This is a genomic window from Stenomitos rutilans (assembly GCF_059505485.1).
On sequence record NZ_JCACKR010000033.1, the window covers coordinates 69,000 to 84,451 of the forward strand.

At 52.3% G+C, this 15,452-nt stretch carries 15 protein-coding genes; 8 read left to right on the plus strand and 7 right to left on the minus strand.

The window, feature by feature from the left end; translation table 11 throughout:
• Positions 1–28: 28 nt before the first annotated feature.
• Together AC5JLP_RS05350 and AC5JLP_RS05355 are read left to right on the plus strand one after the other, a co-directional pair.
• On the plus strand, positions 29–538 hold the full coding sequence (locus tag AC5JLP_RS05350) for an SRPBCC domain-containing protein (RefSeq protein ID WP_496066880.1): 510 nt from the start codon (positions 29–31) through the stop codon (positions 536–538).
• A 191-nt stretch (positions 539–729) separates the two neighbouring features.
• On the plus strand, positions 730–1,212 hold the full coding sequence (locus AC5JLP_RS05355) for an anthrone oxygenase family protein (protein WP_496066881.1): 483 nt from the start codon (positions 730–732) through the stop codon (positions 1,210–1,212).
• Here AC5JLP_RS05355 and AC5JLP_RS05360 read toward each other — a convergent pair.
• From AC5JLP_RS05360 to AC5JLP_RS05375, 4 genes are all read right to left on the minus strand, one after another.
• Positions 1,209–2,435 carry an RNA polymerase sigma factor gene (locus tag AC5JLP_RS05360; protein WP_496066882.1) on the minus strand — a complete coding sequence of 409 codons (1,227 nt, stop codon included), beginning with the start codon at positions 2,433–2,435 and terminating at the stop codon, positions 1,209–1,211. The two genes, AC5JLP_RS05355 and AC5JLP_RS05360, sit on opposite strands and share 4 nt — an antisense overlap.
• A 6-nt stretch (positions 2,436–2,441) precedes the next feature.
• Positions 2,442–3,059, minus strand: coding sequence for a glutathione S-transferase family protein (locus tag AC5JLP_RS05365; RefSeq protein ID WP_496066883.1), 618 nt, complete (start codon positions 3,057–3,059; stop codon positions 2,442–2,444).
• Positions 3,060–3,069: 10 nt separating this feature from the next.
• Positions 3,070–3,408: a YciI family protein gene (locus AC5JLP_RS05370; protein ID WP_496066884.1), complete on the minus strand. Its 339-nt coding sequence runs from the start codon at positions 3,406–3,408 to the stop codon at positions 3,070–3,072.
• A 501-nt stretch (positions 3,409–3,909) separates the two neighbouring features.
• Entirely contained in the window at positions 3,910–4,035 is a 126-nt protein-coding gene (locus AC5JLP_RS05375) for a hypothetical protein (RefSeq protein ID WP_496066885.1), read from the minus strand.
• 498 nt (positions 4,036–4,533) lie between these two features.
• On the opposite strand from AC5JLP_RS05375, the gene AC5JLP_RS05380 reads away from it, so the two are divergent.
• The 3 genes from AC5JLP_RS05380 to AC5JLP_RS05390 all read left to right on the plus strand — a co-directional run bounded on the left by AC5JLP_RS05380 (position 4,534) and on the right by AC5JLP_RS05390 (position 7,602).
• Positions 4,534–6,105 carry an AAA family ATPase gene (locus tag AC5JLP_RS05380; RefSeq protein ID WP_496066886.1) on the plus strand — a complete coding sequence of 524 codons (1,572 nt, stop codon included), beginning with the start codon at positions 4,534–4,536 and terminating at the stop codon, positions 6,103–6,105.
• Between the two features lie 227 nt (positions 6,106–6,332).
• Complete coding sequence (locus tag AC5JLP_RS05385) at positions 6,333–6,881, plus strand: HmpF-related protein (RefSeq protein ID WP_496066887.1); 549 nt, start codon at positions 6,333–6,335, stop codon at positions 6,879–6,881.
• Positions 6,882–7,227: 346 nt separating this feature from the next.
• Entirely contained in the window at positions 7,228–7,602 is a 375-nt protein-coding gene (locus tag AC5JLP_RS05390; RefSeq protein WP_496066888.1) for a GFA family protein, read from the plus strand.
• Between the two features lie 67 nt (positions 7,603–7,669).
• On the opposite strand, the gene miaB is transcribed toward AC5JLP_RS05390, so the two are convergent.
• Both miaB and AC5JLP_RS05400 read right to left on the minus strand, forming a co-directional pair.
• Positions 7,670–9,007: a tRNA (N6-isopentenyl adenosine(37)-C2)-methylthiotransferase MiaB gene (gene miaB, locus AC5JLP_RS05395; protein WP_496066889.1), complete on the minus strand. Its 1,338-nt coding sequence runs from the start codon at positions 9,005–9,007 to the stop codon at positions 7,670–7,672.
• Positions 9,008–9,249: 242 nt separating this feature from the next.
• Positions 9,250–9,750, minus strand: a complete 501-nt coding sequence (locus AC5JLP_RS05400) for an orange carotenoid protein N-terminal domain-containing protein (protein ID WP_496066890.1) — start codon at positions 9,748–9,750, stop codon at positions 9,250–9,252.
• 156 nt (positions 9,751–9,906) lie between these two features.
• Here AC5JLP_RS05400 and AC5JLP_RS05405 point away from each other — a divergent pair, with 156 nt between their 5' ends.
• Positions 9,907–10,698: an SDR family oxidoreductase gene (locus AC5JLP_RS05405; RefSeq protein WP_496066891.1), complete on the plus strand. Its 792-nt coding sequence runs from the start codon at positions 9,907–9,909 to the stop codon at positions 10,696–10,698.
• Positions 10,699–11,075: 377 nt separating this feature from the next.
• On the plus strand, positions 11,076–13,412 hold the full coding sequence (locus tag AC5JLP_RS05410; RefSeq protein ID WP_496066892.1) for a glycoside hydrolase family 31 protein: 2,337 nt from the start codon (positions 11,076–11,078) through the stop codon (positions 13,410–13,412).
• Here the strand turns inward: AC5JLP_RS05410 and AC5JLP_RS05415 are convergent.
• Positions 13,401–13,529, minus strand: coding sequence for a HepT-like ribonuclease domain-containing protein (locus tag AC5JLP_RS05415; RefSeq protein ID WP_496066893.1), 129 nt, complete (start codon positions 13,527–13,529; stop codon positions 13,401–13,403). The two genes, AC5JLP_RS05410 and AC5JLP_RS05415, sit on opposite strands and share 12 nt — an antisense overlap.
• Positions 13,530–13,679: 150 nt before the next feature.
• On the opposite strand from AC5JLP_RS05415, the gene AC5JLP_RS05420 reads away from it, so the two are divergent.
• Positions 13,680–14,765, plus strand: a complete 1,086-nt coding sequence (locus tag AC5JLP_RS05420; RefSeq protein WP_496066894.1) for an AIM24 family protein — start codon at positions 13,680–13,682, stop codon at positions 14,763–14,765.
• Positions 14,766–15,452: the final 687 nt, after the last annotated feature.

The following is a 15,452-nucleotide window of genomic DNA, read 5'->3' on the forward strand; positions in this document are numbered from 1 at the left end:
ACAGCATCGCAAACCCAGGAGAATCCCAATGGGCAACAATCATGATTCCACAATGGCTCAGTCCGAGTCTCAGTCCGATCGTGCGATCGTCATCACCCGCACCTTCAATGCACCACGCGAGTTGGTCTTCAAGGTCTGGACAGAGCCGCAGCACATCACCCAATGGTGGGGACCCAAAGGCTTTACCACCCGTGTTACTGAGCTAGATTTCCGTTCAGGTGGGCAATGGCGTTATGTCATGCTTGGCCCAGATGGCACGGAATACCCAGTCAAAGGGGTGTTTCGTGAAATCGTGGCTCCTGAGCGGATTGTTACGAGCGATGAGTTTGATGAAGGCTTTGAAGCGGTGATCAATGCTGATTTGCCACAAGGAATTGTCGTGACTGCAACCTTCGAGGCGTTGGGCAACCAAACCAAGCTAACCCTCCTGATCCTGCACGCTACAGCAGACGATCGCCGTAAGCACGAAGAAATGGGCGTTGTTGCAGGTTGGAACTCCACCTTTGACTGCATGGATGAGTATTTAGCAACGCTGTGAGTTATCCATCATGAAGTCAACACATGTTGCACAGAAATGTACCGCAAAACCACAGCTTGGTGTACTCTCACGGTTTCCAAGCGGTAGGTCGTCTTGGAACATGATCTGCACGCACTAGACGGCATCCAATAAGAGTAATACTCATGAAAGAAGGTGCTAACAAGGCAATGGCGTAAGTGACAGGAGGGTTTATGGCGATCACAAATGATGCACTTTTTGTGTTGAAGCTTTTCACGGTTTTAGGCTGTGGCTTGGTCGCAGGCGTTTTCTTCGCGTTTTCAACCTTCGTCATGAGCGCTCTTGCCCGCCTTCAGCCATCACAAGGGATTGCGGCTATGCAGGCCATCAACATTACCGTGATTAATCCTCTGTTTATGGCTGCATTTCTTGGCACAGCCGCCGTTTGCTTCTTTTGGGCGATCGTGTCGCTGCTCAAGTGGCAACAACCCGGTGCAGCTTTCTTACTCATTGGTAGTCTGCTGTATCTTATCGGCACGTTTCTGGTCACGATCGCTTTTAACGTACCGCTCAACGATGCCCTTGCAGCCGTCGAACCAACCAGCAGTGACGGTGCCGCGCTATGGACTCGCTATCTCACCAACTGGACAGCCTGGAACCATGTACGGACGGTAGCAGCCCTAGCAGCAGCGGCAGCATTTACGCTTGCCCTCTAATTAGAGCGCGATTGATGGAGCAGAAACTCCCGAATAGCGGCATCTTCGGTTAAACCGATCGCCTGTGTATAAGCCTGTTGCGCTTCAGGCTCACGCCCCAACTGCTTGAATAGATGAGCCTTCAAAGCCCAATAGGGTTGGTAATGCTTCACCGCCTCAGTTGGGAGTGCCGCAAGTTGTTGTAAGCCCTGGTCTGAGCCCTTGGCTTCGGCGATCGCAGCCGCTTGACTCACATACGCACCCAGCGTTGGTGAAAGCTGCACTAACCCTTCATAAAGCAAGGCCAGTGCTTCCCAGTTAACCTGCTGCGTTGTCGCACGTTGAGCGTGGATCGATTGAATGGCTGCTTCCAGTTGAAAGCGTCCCAATTGCTTATAGGTCGCGGCTTTTGCTAATTCACGCTCAGCTTCATCGATCATGGGCTGTGCCCAAAGCTGGGTATCTTGCTGCGATAATGGGACATAGCGACCATTTGTGGTGCGACGCGTTTCACGTCGAGCTTCGCAGTAAAGCATCAACGCCAGTAACCCTCGCACTTCTGGCTCCTGGGGCATGAGCTGAACGCATAACCGTGCCAGCCAAACCGCTTCTTCTGCCAGTCCTTGATGCCGAGGATCGCCCCCATCTACGGTTTCCCACGCATGAGTAAACGCGGCATAAATGGCTTCTAGCACAGCTATCAGTCGAGTCGGCAAATCTCGTGCGTCAGGTAACTCAAGCGCAATGCCCGCATCCCGAATCTTCGCCTTTGCTCGTACAAGTCGCTGGCTCATGGTGGCAGGTGCAACCAAAAAGGCAGAAGCAATCTGTACTGCATTCAAACCAAGCACGGTTTGCAGCATCAATGGGGTGTGAATGGCTGCATCAATGGCGGGATGAGCGCAAAGGAACAGTAATTTCAGGCGATCGTCTTGAAAGATCACTGCATCTAACGATGGTTCAGCTTGCCATTCCAATCCATCAAGCTTCAACTTATTGAGAACCTTGGTCTGAACCTGCGTGCGCCGCGCAACGTCAATCAGTCGATGGCGTGCTATTGTCAACAACCAGGCTTCAGGGTTTTGGGGTATTCCACTGTCTGCCCAGGTATTGAGGGCCGCAAGGAATGCTTCACCGAGGGCATCTTCAGCCGCTGCCACATCCCGCGTTTGTGCAGCTAGATAAGCCACCAACCGACCGTAGGAGTTGCGTGCTGCCAATTCTGCCGCTCGGCGTGCATCCATCCGCGTTTAGCTCCTCGGTGCGGTTTCTTGCCATGCGGGTAACTGCTCAAGCTGCCCGTACCACCGCCGAATGTGCGGATAGTTATCTAAAGGAAAGCGCCCAGGCACGGCATACGTTAAGTCACTGGCTACCGAAAAGTCAGCCAACGTCAAGGTGTTGTTGACTAAAAATGCACGCTCTGCCAGATGCTGATCGAGCACGATCGCCTCTGTATGAAAGCGCTCCGTCGCCTGTTGCACCACTTGCGCATCAGGTTCGCCTAGCTGTAAGAGTGGCTTGACAAAATTCTCATACTGCAAGGGCTGACAAGCCTGATGCCAATGGGCAAGTTGCCAGCTTTGCCAGCGCATAATATCTGCCCGAATTTGTGGTACATCGGGCCAAAGCGCGTTGGGCATCTGGCTAGCCAGATATTGCATAATAGCCGTCGATTCCCACAAAATGAACTCGCCATCCTGTAAGACTGGCGTGCGACCTGTGGGATTTAACCGCATGAACTCTGGCGTGCGCTGTTCGCCTTGCTGCAAATCCACTAAACGCAGGTCGATCGACAGTCCCAGATGAATTGCAACAGCATGAGCTTTGCGGGTGTTGGGCGAAGGTGGAAAGTAATAAAGTTTCATGACGGATCTCCTATGCCTGCATGGGTAGCAAGGGACGCACTTCAACCGCGCAATTGCTGGCGGCAGGGCAACGGGAAGCCCAATCTAAAGCCACATCGAGATCGGGAACATCAATGATAAAAAAGCCGCCCAGTTGTTCTTTCGTATCGGCATAGGGGCCATCTTGCACGTTTCGCTGTCCGTTGTGCAGCCGAATGGTTGTGCCTGTGTGGCTGGGGTGCAGTGCCGCTCCTCCTGCTGCTACGCCCGCTTCAGCCAGGGCTTGTGAGTAGGCATTGTAGGCGGGCATGTGCAGTTCACGGTTTGCAAAGTCTTGCTCAGTCTCGTAAACCAGAATGGCGTATTTCATCAGCTCTTGTCCGTTTTGGGTTTGATTCAAGCACAGGAGGTTTTGGCTTCTCTGCTTCCTACTCTAATGACGAACGAGAGACTGGCATTTCGACAGAACCGAAAAATTAGTTTGAGCAATGGGTGCGATCGCTGACAAAGACCCGCAACAAACCAGAGTTGCGAAATGGAACAAGTTCACTAACGATTGAGTTGACGATTGCAAATAACCGATGGTTCTCAGCAAGTAGCTTTTACCCGGGCGGGTTCAGCGATTTGTATGCGGCTGGTCGTGAGTGCTCCCAGAAGCATTGTGAAGCATGGGTCGACGATCGCATTCAAGCAAACGCACTCAGCAGAGCAGCAGCCTCCCTCACCATCGCGCTCTACTGTGTCAGCGGTACTGCCCATCCCAAATCACAATCGCAGCATACAAATCAAAGAGAGTTTCACTGCCATCGCCCAGAGTCACGATAGCAGAAGCACTCCAAGGTAGATTCAGGGTAGCAATGAGCGCAGAGGGTTAAGACAGGAATCCACTGAATCCTGTATCAATCACCGTATCGATTACTTGCCGCTGTTCATTCGAGTTACCGACCACCAATGGAAGCATTGCTTCACGGCGTAAATTCACCACTCCGTAAATCATTGACCCTGCTTCAGACTCCGTACCCTCGTTGCCTGCCTCAACTTGCTGCCGGATGCCAGACTCGTAGAGTGCTTACCCTCGTTGAGCCAACTCTTCTTTGCTGTCGCGTCTTTGGCGAACTGTCATTGGTTTGCCCTTGCTGCAATCTGTTTCTTTTAGGACTTACGCAAATTCTCGCAGAACTGGCCCCCGGCCCCCAAGTTTGGGGAGCAAGTACTCAAAGTCCCCCAGAATTGGAGGATTTAAGGGGGCAGTTGCGTAAGTTCTATCTTTCACTTTAACTCGAACGGTAATGTATAATTGCCGATCCCATTTGCCTGCCACTCAGAAAGCAGTCCAGACCAAAGCCACTTCTGATGGGTGTTTGGCTAAAATGTTTGCATTTTGTAAAAAATAGAGACTTTTAACATAGATGATCGATCCCTTTCGTCCATGCTGCCTTTGAGGAATAAACGGGCACTCTAGCGTAGTTAGCGGTATCTGCTCTACGTAACGCCTATGCACTCGTCGCCCAGTTCCCTTGCTGCCAGCATTCACGAACTGCAAACGCTGATCATGTCGTTCCACCCCGCGATCGTGATTGAGACGGTGGAGGAAGAGCGGGTGCAGTCCTTGCTGCAAGAAGCCACGCAGGACATGAAGATGCAGTTGCTGGAGTGGAGCATCACACAGGGCTTGGCGCGATCGCACGGTGCTGGCAACTTCGGCAGTCCATCCGAAAATCGTTGGGTAGATGAATGTGCCCCACCCGCAGCACACAAACCTGCTGCCTTTGAAAACACAACAGAACCACTGAAAGCACTGAAGTACATGCAGGACATCAGCTTTAAAGCGGTGTTCTTGCTCAAGGACTTTGCTCGGCATTTAGAAGATGCGGAAGTGGCGCGTCAGTTTCGAGAAGTCGTGCAGCTGTTTGCTCAGAGCCGATCGGCGATCGTTCTCACAGGCAATGCGATCAAACTACCTGCTGAGATTGCTCACGATGTCGTTTACTTTGACCTGAAGTTACCCGGACGCGATGAGCTACAGCAGGTCGTTGCTGATGCCATCCGATCTTTGCGTGTGAAAAATCGTGTGGCGATCGAGCTACAGGATGCGGATGTGCCAGCGCTGGTGCAGGCATTGAGCGGCATGACGTTAAAGCAGGCACGACAGGTCATTGCCTATGCTGCTTTGGAGGATGGCAAGCTGACGCTGCAAGATGTGGGACGCATTCTCCAGCGGAAAGCTCAGGTCATTCGAGAAGGCGGCGTACTGGAATATTTTCCCACCAGCGATGCCCCTGTGGATCTAGGTGGATTTAACGGACTCAAGCAATGGCTGGCAGAGGCGCGGGTAGGCTTCAGCCCCCAGGCAAAAGCGTTGAATCTAAAACCACCCAAAGGCATTCTCATTATGGGTATTCAGGGATGCGGCAAATCGCTAGCGGCAAAGGCGATCGCCCGCGCGTGGAAAATGCCCTTGCTCAAGCTTGACACCAGCCGTCTGTATGACAAATATGTCGGCGAATCGGAGAAAAACTTTCGGCAGGCGATCGCGCTGGCAGAGTCAATGGCACCCACCGTCTTGTGGATTGACGAAATCGAGAAGGCATTGGGTGGCAGTACAAGCGATGCCGACGGCGGGCTGAGTCGGCGCTTGTTCGGCTCCTTCCTCACGTGGATGCAAGAAAAATCGCAGGAAATTTTTGTGGTGGCAACGGCGAATGACCTCTCTCAACTGCCGCCGGAACTGTTGCGGAAGGGACGGTTCGATGAACTATTCTTTGTCGATTTGCCCAATGATCAGGAACGCGCGACGATCCTGCAAATTCACTTGGCACGGCACAAGCAATCGCCTCAGCAGTTCGACTTGCTCGCACTCGTGCAGGCGATCGATGGGTTTAGCGGTGCCGAAATCGAGCAAGCCGTTATTGCAGCGCTCTATCGTGCCCTTTACGTGCAAAAGCCTTTAGACACAGCGATTCTAGTTGACACCATTAAGGCCACTATTCCGTTGTCTGTTTCGCGTCGTGAAGCTTTGCAGCAGCTACGCGCGATCGCCCAGGAACGCTTTGTCAATGTGCGCTAATGGACGATCGCAGCGGCTTGCAGGTGAAGTCATTGTGGTTCACTTTGGAAACCGCTCAAGTCAAGGTTATACTCATCTCCATAGGCTACTGGTGCAGCTTACAATTTAAACAGAACCGTTTAAACCGTATAGTTTGGAACCTATCACCAGGATGTTTGCCCCACTCTTGAAGGTCTAGGCGAGACGATATACGGTTGTTCTTAAACCCACGAAGGCAGAGATAGGGAATGCTGTATCTGGCGCAAGTGCAAAAAAAGGGGCTTTTAGGTAAGTCAGGGCTACAGCTCTTAGCGCGGCAGAAGTCTGAAAACGCGTGGGCGCTTCTTTTAGAAGAGGAAACCATTCTTGCCACAGAAGCCAGTAACTTCAGCGAAGGCATGTTTGTGTTGGTTGAGCTAGGCCCTAGTCGCCAGGTCTTATCTGCTGAAGATGCTAAGGAATGGCTGTTAGACATTGTGCAGAAGTTTTTGGTTAACGGCATCACACCAGCCTTTTTGCAGCAAGAAACGGAACGCGCCGAACAATGGCGACAGTCGCTCACGCTGCAAAGTCAGGAACTCGATCGTCGTGCGTTGGAGCTGGAAGCCCGCAAAGAGCAAATCCAGGAAATGGAAGAAAAGCTCAAGCGTGAGAAACGGATCATGGATGTCCACTCATCAGATCTAGAAGCCCGCAAAGAACAGATTCAAGAAATGGAAGAAAAGCTCAAGCGCGAAAAAAAGGCGACGGACGCACACTCTCCGCAGCATAAGTCGCAGAGCAATCCCACCAACTAAGCTACTTTAGGGCGTGTCAGCAATGAAGCTCAGAAACCTTGAGTATTAGCCTTACCGCGCCCGTCCTCACAAACCAGGCTAGGGTCTGGAACCCTTGCTGCAAGTCATGTGTCTTGGTAATTGATGATAGCCCCTAGCAAGGCATATTCATTGCGTGCCGACTCGTGTAGGCTTGGCACATCTCATACCGATTTAAAGAATGACGGCTATAGATCAATCGGTGGGTAGGGGCAAGGCAATGCCTTTCCCCTACAGGATGTGTCGCATTTTCAATTCAAATTGGTATCATTTTTTGTGGTACGCATACACTACTGTCTTTTCTCTAAGTTGCGCGGAGGTCTGCGAGATGAGCAACTATACGGGTGGGTGTCAATGTGGGTACATCCGTTATCATTTGAGCGAAGAGCCTAGCTCGCCCCATTTTTGTCACTGTCGCATGTGTCAGCGTTCAGCAGGAGCACCCGTTGTAGCCTGGGCAAACGTTCCCATTGCTTCACTGACGTATGAAGGGGCAGAGCCAGCCCTCTATCGATCGTCAGAAAGCACCCAGAGGGGCTTTTGTCCCAAATGTGGTAGCTCGCTCTTGGTTGTGGACGATGGCAGTGAGATTATTGACATCACGCTAGCAACGTTAGATCACCCAGAAGAGGTAACGCCAGCATACGATAGCAATCTGGAGAGTTCGCCTCCCTGGATGCGGTGGGAAAGCCGAAATCACTGAGACTTCGAGAATGAAGCAAGGGGAACAAAATTGGGTTGCCGTGGCATAACGTATCACACTGCCGCAGTTAGGCCTTTAAACCCGTCAGGCTAAACGCTCGCGCTGCGGTGATTTTGACGGGAACGAGTTTGCCCTTCATCGTGGCAATATCGCCGGGGAAGAAGGTGAGGCGATTACTGCGGGTGCGTCCCATTACTTGAGTCAGGTCTTTCGTATTCTGCGCTTCCACCAGAATTTCTTCGACCCGATCGCGGTATCGTTCCGATCGCTCCATCGCTTTAATGGCAACGAGATGGTTAAGACGCTGGAGGCGATCGCGCTTCACGTCGTCGCTGAGTTGGTTTTGCCAGAGCGCGGCAGGCGTGTTGGGTCGGGGCGAATAGGCTGCCGTATTTACTAGATCAAAGCCAATGTCATCGACCAGTTGCAGCGTGCGTTCAAACTGCGCTTCGGTTTCGCCAGGAAAGCCGACGATCGCATCCGCACTGATGGCCGCATCGGGCATGGTGTGGCGAATGGTGTCGATAATGCGGCGGTACTTCTCGTGGGTGTAGCCTCGCGCCATTGCTTTGAGGATATCGTTGTCACCCGACTGAAAGGGGATGTGGAAGTGTTCGCAAACTTTGGGTAACTCCGCGCAGGCACGAATCAGGCGATCGGTAAAGTAGCGGGGATGGCTGGTGGCAAACCGGATGCGATCGATCCCTGGGACATCATGGATGTAGTAAAGCAAATCAGTCAGCGTATGCTGGTGGCGACCTTCAGGCGTAGAACCGGGGAGGTCGCGTCCGTAGGCATCAATGTTTTGTCCCAGGAGCGTGATTTCTTTAAAGCCCTGCTCTGCCAGTGCCTCAATTTCTGCACGAATGGCTTCGGGCGTGCGGGATTGCTCCACACCGCGCACATTGGGCACTACGCAGTAGGTGCAGCGTTCGTTGCAGCCATAGATGACGTTGACCCAGGCCGTCACGGTGCTATCGCGGCGCGGCTTGGTGATATCCTCCATGATGTGGAGCGGCTCGGTGGCGACGACCTGATTGCCACTAAACACGTCTTCCAGCAAATCCTGTAAGCGGTTAGCGTGTTGTGGCCCCATCACCAGATCCAGTTCGGGTACGCGGCGCAAGAGCTGTTCCCCTTCTTGCTGCGCAACGCACCCGGCAACAATTAACGTCAAATCTGGCTGAGTTTGCTTGCGAATGGCCTGCCTACCCAGGTAGGAGTACACCTTTTGTTCGGCGTTGTCGCGGATGGTGCAGGTGTTGTAGAGAATGAGGTCTGCATCATCAGGCTGCTCTGCCCACTCAAAGCCCATTGTTTCCAGAATGCCAGCCATACGCTCGGAGTCGGCTTTGTTCATCTGGCAGCCGAAGGTTGTGATGTGATAGCGGCGAGCGGCGGTCATGGAAGATCGTTGAAGGGGTCGGTCTTAGATCTTATACCATTTGACCGGGGGACTTCCCCCCGGCCCCCGCTATGTGGGGCCCTAACTCCCCCACGCGCCCCGAATAGGAGTATTTGGGGTAAGTAAGCGATTCACTTGCAGGATGGGGTGGCACAGAGGACATTGCATCAAAAGGGGCAAAGCATGACTGGCGCTGCTTTGCCCTACTGACCTAACTGTAAGCCCATCGATCGCCGATGGGCTTACAGACCTGTTTCGCTGTCGTGTTCAACCGCGTTGGGGTCGACACCCATCGGTGAAACAATGTCGCGGAAGAGCGTAATTTGCTCGTTAAACTCCAATCCTTTGATCTGGGTAAACAGAGATTCAGCTGCGCCTGGCAGTTTGTAATCAGCAGGCACGGGAACGACTGTGCCTTTGTCCATCCCTTGAGCCAACAGGTACCAGAATAGTAGTTTTGTGGTGTCACCAAGCGCACTATACTCACGGGCTAACTGGGTATTCTTGTGGGTGATCAAATCGCGCTGTAGCTGCAACTGCTCCTCATGCGACAGCTTCTCGACCTGACTAAACAGCCCTTCGGCGATCGCGGGTGAAGCCGTACTTGCACCGGGTGCCGCAGGAGTGATGGATTCGCCCATTTCGGTGTAGATGAACCAGAACAAGGCCAACTGCTGATCAACATCTAAGTTTTGGAATGCTTTAATCTTCTCACTGTTGAGATCTGATGTGGTGTACGTCATAAAAACCTCGTCCTATCGTCTCACGTAATTTAGCGATGCCACGAACGTGATTAAACCCACTACAGACAGAAGCCCAACTCTCTCCCACAGACAGAGGAAAAGCGGCAGTGCGTGGATGACCCTTACGGATGGAAGCACTAACCGTAGGAATCAACCATGACAGGACAGATGCTTGAGGGCAAGGTTGCTGTAATTACTGGGGCAGGCTCTGGGCTTGGTCGAGCGGCAGCGCTGCTGTTGGCTCAGGAAGGGGCAATCATCGCCACCATCGATCACACGCCGGAAGACAGTCAGGAGACGATCGATAAGGTGCAGCAAAACGGTGGCAAGGGACTGGTGACAATTGCCGATATTGCGCAGCCCGACCAGGTGCAAAAATCCTTTCAGCAGATTAGTGAGACCTTTGGGCGCATCGATATTGTGTTTGCGAACGCGGGTATTAATGGCGTATGGGCACCTTTGGAGGAACTCGCGCCTGAAGAGTGGGACAAAACACTCGATACCAACCTCAAAGGCACGTTTTTGACCGTTAAATACGCCACGCCTCATCTCAAGCGTCAGGGTGGAGCAGTCGTCATCACAGCATCGGTCAACGGCACTCGGATTTTTAGCAACACAGGCGCAACAGCTTACGCTACGTCTAAAGCTGCGCAGGTGGCGTTTACCAAAATGGTGGCGCTAGAGTTGGCACCGCATCGTGTGCGGGTGAATGTCATCTGTCCAGGGGCGATCGAAACCGAAATCAACGAAAGTACAAAGAAACGCGACCTGGAAGACATTCAAACACCTGTGGAGTTCCCCAAAGGCAAGATTCCGCTCACCGATGGCAAACCAGGCACCTCTGAGCAAGTCGCACAACTGGTACTGTTCCTCGTCTCCAATGCTTCCAGCCACATTAGCGGCACCGAAGTCTGGATCGATGGTACAGAGTCGCTGTTGAAAGGCTGAAGGCTATAGTTTGCTTCTGCGTAGCAGTAGGTTAAAAGGCGGGTGTTCTGTGTGCAACGCCCAATTTATGCAGGCGGCAGATTTGACATGAAAGAAATCGCAACTACGGCAAACAAACCGAATACTATCCCCAGGATTGTCCATAGCTCCTTGTTTCTATTTTTGGACTTGGCGATGTTGTAGCAAGCATAAGCGCATAAAGCCCACACAGCGAGGGTTACAAGACTTCCCATAGCAATCTCCAAGCGTTCTAGTTAGTGTAAAATCAGCGTTGCCTTGCAGCGCAGTGTACCCAGAGATACCAATGAGCTAACTATTTACAGCCATTCAAGCTTGCAGGACAAACCTCTTATTCTTCAGCCTTTATCCTTTTTCCTATGCCCCAAGTCTTTGGCAAACTTCCTATTCATGCCCGCTCCTGGACGACCCTGGGCGCAGTGACAGCCGTTGAGCAGGACGATCGCGGCGTTTACTGCCAGTGTGGTGACGCGCTCCTGTCCGTCACGGTGCTAACCCAATCGTTGATTCGGGTACGACTGGCACCGACTGGAAAACTCCTACCCCGCCGATCGTGGGCTGTGGCAAAGGATGACTCAGACTACTTGCCTGTGCTGATGGGTGTGCAGGAAACGGAAGAGGCGATCGAGATCAACACTGATAAGGTGCTGCTCCGCATTGAGCGCAATCCGTGCCGCATCGTGTGTATGGATCAGGCAGGCAGACACTTCGCAGAGGATGCCGAAACGGGCATTGGCTGGTCAGAAAATACGGTGGCGGGTTGGAAGACGATCGAGACAGACGAGCATTTCTACGGGTTTGGTGAGCGTACTGGGTTGTTAGATAAGCGATCGGAGCGTAAAACCAACTGGACAAATGACGCCCTCGACTACACCACGTTGACGGATGAGATGTATCAGGCGATCCCGTTCTTCATGGCGCTGCGTCCCAACGTGGGCTATGGCATCTTCTTCAACACCACGTTTTGGAGTCAGTTTGACCTGGGAGCTACCAAGTCCGGCATCTGGCAGATGGAAACCCACAGCGGCGAACTGGACTACTACATCATCTACGGCCCTACCCCTGCCAAAATCTTGGAAACCTATACGCAGCTTACAGGACGGATGCCACTACCGCCGAAATGGTCGATCGGCTACCATCAGTGCCGCTGGAGCTACGAGTCGGACAGCATTGTGCGAAAGCTGGCGCAAGAGTTTCGCGATCGTCATATTCCCTGTGATGTCATTCATTTAGACATCGATTACATGAACGGCTACCGCGTCTTCACCTGGACTCCCAAACGCTTTGCTGACCCCGCTAAGCTCATTGGCGATCTCAAGGAAACGGGCTTTAACGTGGTGACGATCGTCGATCCGGGCGTGAAGTATGAACCGGAAGCCGATTACACCATCTTTGAGGAGGGGCTAGAGCAAGATTACTTTGTGCGTCAGGCAAATGGTGAGATCTTTCACGGCTACGTGTGGCCCGATAAAGCCGTGTTTCCCGACTTTCTCAAGCCCGAAGTCCGCCAGTGGTGGGGCAAGGCTCAGAAAGCGCTGACCGATGTGGGCGTGGCAGGCATCTGGAACGATATGAATGAGCCTGCCATTGTCGATCGCCCCTTTGGCGATGACGGCGTTCACATCTGGTTTCCCCTCGATTCGCCACAGGGTAATACTGAGGAACAAACAACTCACGCCGAAGCGCATAATCTGTACGGGTCTGGGATGTCGCAAGCCTGTGCCGAAGGGTTAGAGCGGCTCCGTCCTAACGAGCGATCGTTCGTACTGACGCGATCGGGCTTTGCGGGCATTCAGCGCTGGTCGTCGGTGTGGATGGGTGATAACCAGTCCTGGTGGGAACACCTGGAGCTTTCCATTCCCATGCTCTGCAATATGGGTCTCTCCGGTGTCGCCTTCGTTGGGTGCGACATTGGCGGCTTTGCTGGCAATGCAACCGCAGAACTCTTTGCCCGCTGGATGCAGGTCGGTTTGCTCTATCCTCTGATGCGTGCCCACTCGTCTATGAAAACTGAACAGCACGAACCCTGGGTCTTTGGCGAACAAACCGAACGCATTTGCCGCGAATACATTGAACTGCGCTACCGACTGCTGCCTTACCTCTACACCGCCTTTTGGGAAGCTGCAACCACAGGCGCACCGATTCTCCGTCCCCTGCTCTACCATTACCCAAACGATCGCCAAACCTACGCCCTGCACGATCAGGTCTTTCTGGGTGAGTCTCTCATGGCGGCTCCCGTCTATCGTCCCGGTGTCACCCATCGTGCTGTCTATCTACCCGAAGGTGTGTGGTACGACTGGTGGACAGGCGATCGCTATGACGGCAACACTCACATCCTCGCCTATGCCCCCTTGGAGCGGATGCCCCTCTACGTGAAAGCGGGAGCCATTATTCCCATGCAGCCCGTGATGCAGTATGTGGATGAACGCCCTGTGGACGAAATTCGCCTCCGCATCTGGTCAGGAGAAGGACGATACACGCTCTATGAGGATGACGGGAGTAGTTTTGACTATCGGGATGGTGCCTGGGCCACTACGGAGTATCGCGTTTGGCAAGAAGGTGAGCGTACCACCGTCAGCGTCCAACCGCGACACGGCAACTGGACTCCACCTGCTCGCACTGTCATTGTGGAACTCGTTGGCGTGGGCGAACAGCAGTTTGAGGATGATGGGAGCGATCGTACCCTAACCTTCTAGCTGCCGAAGTATCGCTTCAATCTGCGCTTTCAACTCAGGCAAATCGTTTTGGATGATATCCCAGACAATGCTCAGTCTAACTCTGAAATACTCATGGAGGAGTTTCTGTAAGTGCAAGGCTTAATTAGGCACAATCAGCGGAGCAATCTCCCATTCAAACGGGGAACTTTAAATCCGGACATCAAGGAGAGTCTTTGTAGAAGATGTTGATTCTTCCTCCACTCCTTTTGCCTGATCAACCGTATATAGCACTTAAGGAGAGCAAGAATGGCAGTTGTATGGTATTACAGGTTTATGGATGACGAGGTCGGTCCATTGTCGCCAGCAGAACTGGTGCAAGCGGTAACACAAGGGCTGATTTTGCCAGAGACAACCGTTCGACAAGATTCTGGAAGCTGGATGCCAGCAGCAAAAGTCACTGGTCTATTTGAGCGAGCTACAAAAGCGAACCCTACTTCTACGTCTCCGCCGCTCCCTCCTGTGCATAAGCCTGGGGATCATCAAGCGCAAGGGGAGAATGGTTCATCTCAGGAAACTGATGATGGATTGCAAGTACTCGATTCTGCATCTCATGGTGCGTTCAAGGTAGAAGTTTTGGCATACAGGACTCTAGCTGGTTCCCGCGATCCGTTTACTGCCCAAACTGTTTTCTTTGCCAACCAGGCTGGACTCAAATTGAAGCAAGTTAGGATTACGCTTCAGAATGGAGAGGCACAAGTGGAAGCAGGTGCGCTTCATTTTATGCATGGTCGAATTGAGATTGAAAATAAAGCGGGAGGCATGGGTGGACTAGGTAAAGCTGTACTGAATAAGATGCTGACCCAGGAATCGGCGTTCAAACCGCGCTACCGAGGGACGGGTGAGATTTATCTAGAACCTTCTCTAGGGCACTTTCTGATTTATCACCTCAATCATGAGGAAATTATTGCTGACAAAGGATTGTTCTACTGCTCTGAAGCGTCACTGGAAGTTGGGGTCGCAATGCAAAAGAACTTATCATCAGCATTTCTGGGCGGTGAAGGCTTTTTCCAAACTAAGATCAAGGGCAGTGGAATCTGTGTGTTCGAGTTGCCCGTACCTACTAGCGAAGTGCGTTGTATTCAGCTCAATAATGAAACATTGAAGGTGGACGGTAATTTTGCGCTGATGCGAACAGGCAATATTGAGTTTACGGTGGAGAAATCGACGAAGAGTCTGTTTGGAACATTGACCAGTGGTGAGGCTTTGCTTCAGACGTTCCGGGGAACAGGGAAGGTCTGGTTGGCTCCTACGCAGGGGGTTTATCAACGGATGCAGTATGGCGGCATTAGCAGCTTAAGTACGGCTCAGAAAACGTCTCATACTTCAACGTAGAGCGATCGCCCTATGCCAAAAGCAGAAATCCTTAAGAATGTTTTTGGAAAAAATTCCCTGAGCATTGAGTTGCCATACTTTGAACTCAATGCTCAGAATTAGCGAAATAGGCATCAAGCCAAAGACGGTATTAGTCCAGGGCAGTAACCCTAGCAAAGCGATCGATCCCTACGATCGCTTCTACAATATCGTGTAAACGTTCCGTATCGCTTCTCATAGGGGAACAGCTTCACTCAGCACTCGCGCCCGAATGCGGTCTTTCAAGCCTTCTACGGTTGCAATATCCACTTTGCGTCCCAGCAAGTCTTCCAAATCACGAGTGAGACCCACGGGAAACCAGGGACTGCGATGTTCGCTGGAGTAGTCAATGAGAAAACATCGCTCCCAGGGATCGCCTCTCCGCGTGCCACAGAGCCAAATACACGCACATTGAATGCACCGTGCTTAGCGGCAATGGCAATAATTTCCCCGCGCTTTTCTTTGAGTAATTCGTCAATACCCATCGTAACGACTCCCCATTTAGGCAACCTGTAGTGTCTTATCAAAGAGTCGAGGCTCTGGTAGGGACTCACCATTTTTCAAGGCTGATTCAATGAGACGTTCCAGGACTTCTTGAGCTGCGAACGTCTCATTGGTAGGGACTCACCATTTTTCAAGGCTGATTCAATGAGACGTTCCAGGACTTCT

Coding starts and splice junctions, on each gene's coding strand:
- AC5JLP_RS05350 (WP_496066880.1), top strand. CDS start 29: ATGGGCAACAATCATGATTCCACAATGGCTCAGTCCGAGTCTCAGTCC.
- AC5JLP_RS05355 (WP_496066881.1), top strand. CDS start 730: ATGGCGATCACAAATGATGCACTTTTTGTGTTGAAGCTTTTCACGGTT.
- AC5JLP_RS05360 (WP_496066882.1), bottom strand. CDS start 2,435: ATGGATGCACGCCGAGCGGCAGAATTGGCAGCACGCAACTCCTACGGT.
- AC5JLP_RS05365 (WP_496066883.1), bottom strand. CDS start 3,059: ATGAAACTTTATTACTTTCCACCTTCGCCCAACACCCGCAAAGCTCAT.
- AC5JLP_RS05370 (WP_496066884.1), bottom strand. CDS start 3,408: ATGAAATACGCCATTCTGGTTTACGAGACTGAGCAAGACTTTGCAAAC.
- AC5JLP_RS05375 (WP_496066885.1), bottom strand. CDS start 4,035: ATGATTTACGGAGTGGTGAATTTACGCCGTGAAGCAATGCTTCCATTG.
- AC5JLP_RS05380 (WP_496066886.1), top strand. CDS start 4,534: ATGCACTCGTCGCCCAGTTCCCTTGCTGCCAGCATTCACGAACTGCAA.
- AC5JLP_RS05385 (WP_496066887.1), top strand. CDS start 6,333: ATGCTGTATCTGGCGCAAGTGCAAAAAAAGGGGCTTTTAGGTAAGTCA.
- AC5JLP_RS05390 (WP_496066888.1), top strand. CDS start 7,228: ATGAGCAACTATACGGGTGGGTGTCAATGTGGGTACATCCGTTATCAT.
- miaB (WP_496066889.1), bottom strand. CDS start 9,007: ATGACCGCCGCTCGCCGCTATCACATCACAACCTTCGGCTGCCAGATG.
- AC5JLP_RS05400 (WP_496066890.1), bottom strand. CDS start 9,750: ATGACGTACACCACATCAGATCTCAACAGTGAGAAGATTAAAGCATTC.
- AC5JLP_RS05405 (WP_496066891.1), top strand. CDS start 9,907: ATGACAGGACAGATGCTTGAGGGCAAGGTTGCTGTAATTACTGGGGCA.
- AC5JLP_RS05410 (WP_496066892.1), top strand. CDS start 11,076: ATGCCCCAAGTCTTTGGCAAACTTCCTATTCATGCCCGCTCCTGGACG.
- AC5JLP_RS05420 (WP_496066894.1), top strand. CDS start 13,680: ATGGCAGTTGTATGGTATTACAGGTTTATGGATGACGAGGTCGGTCCA.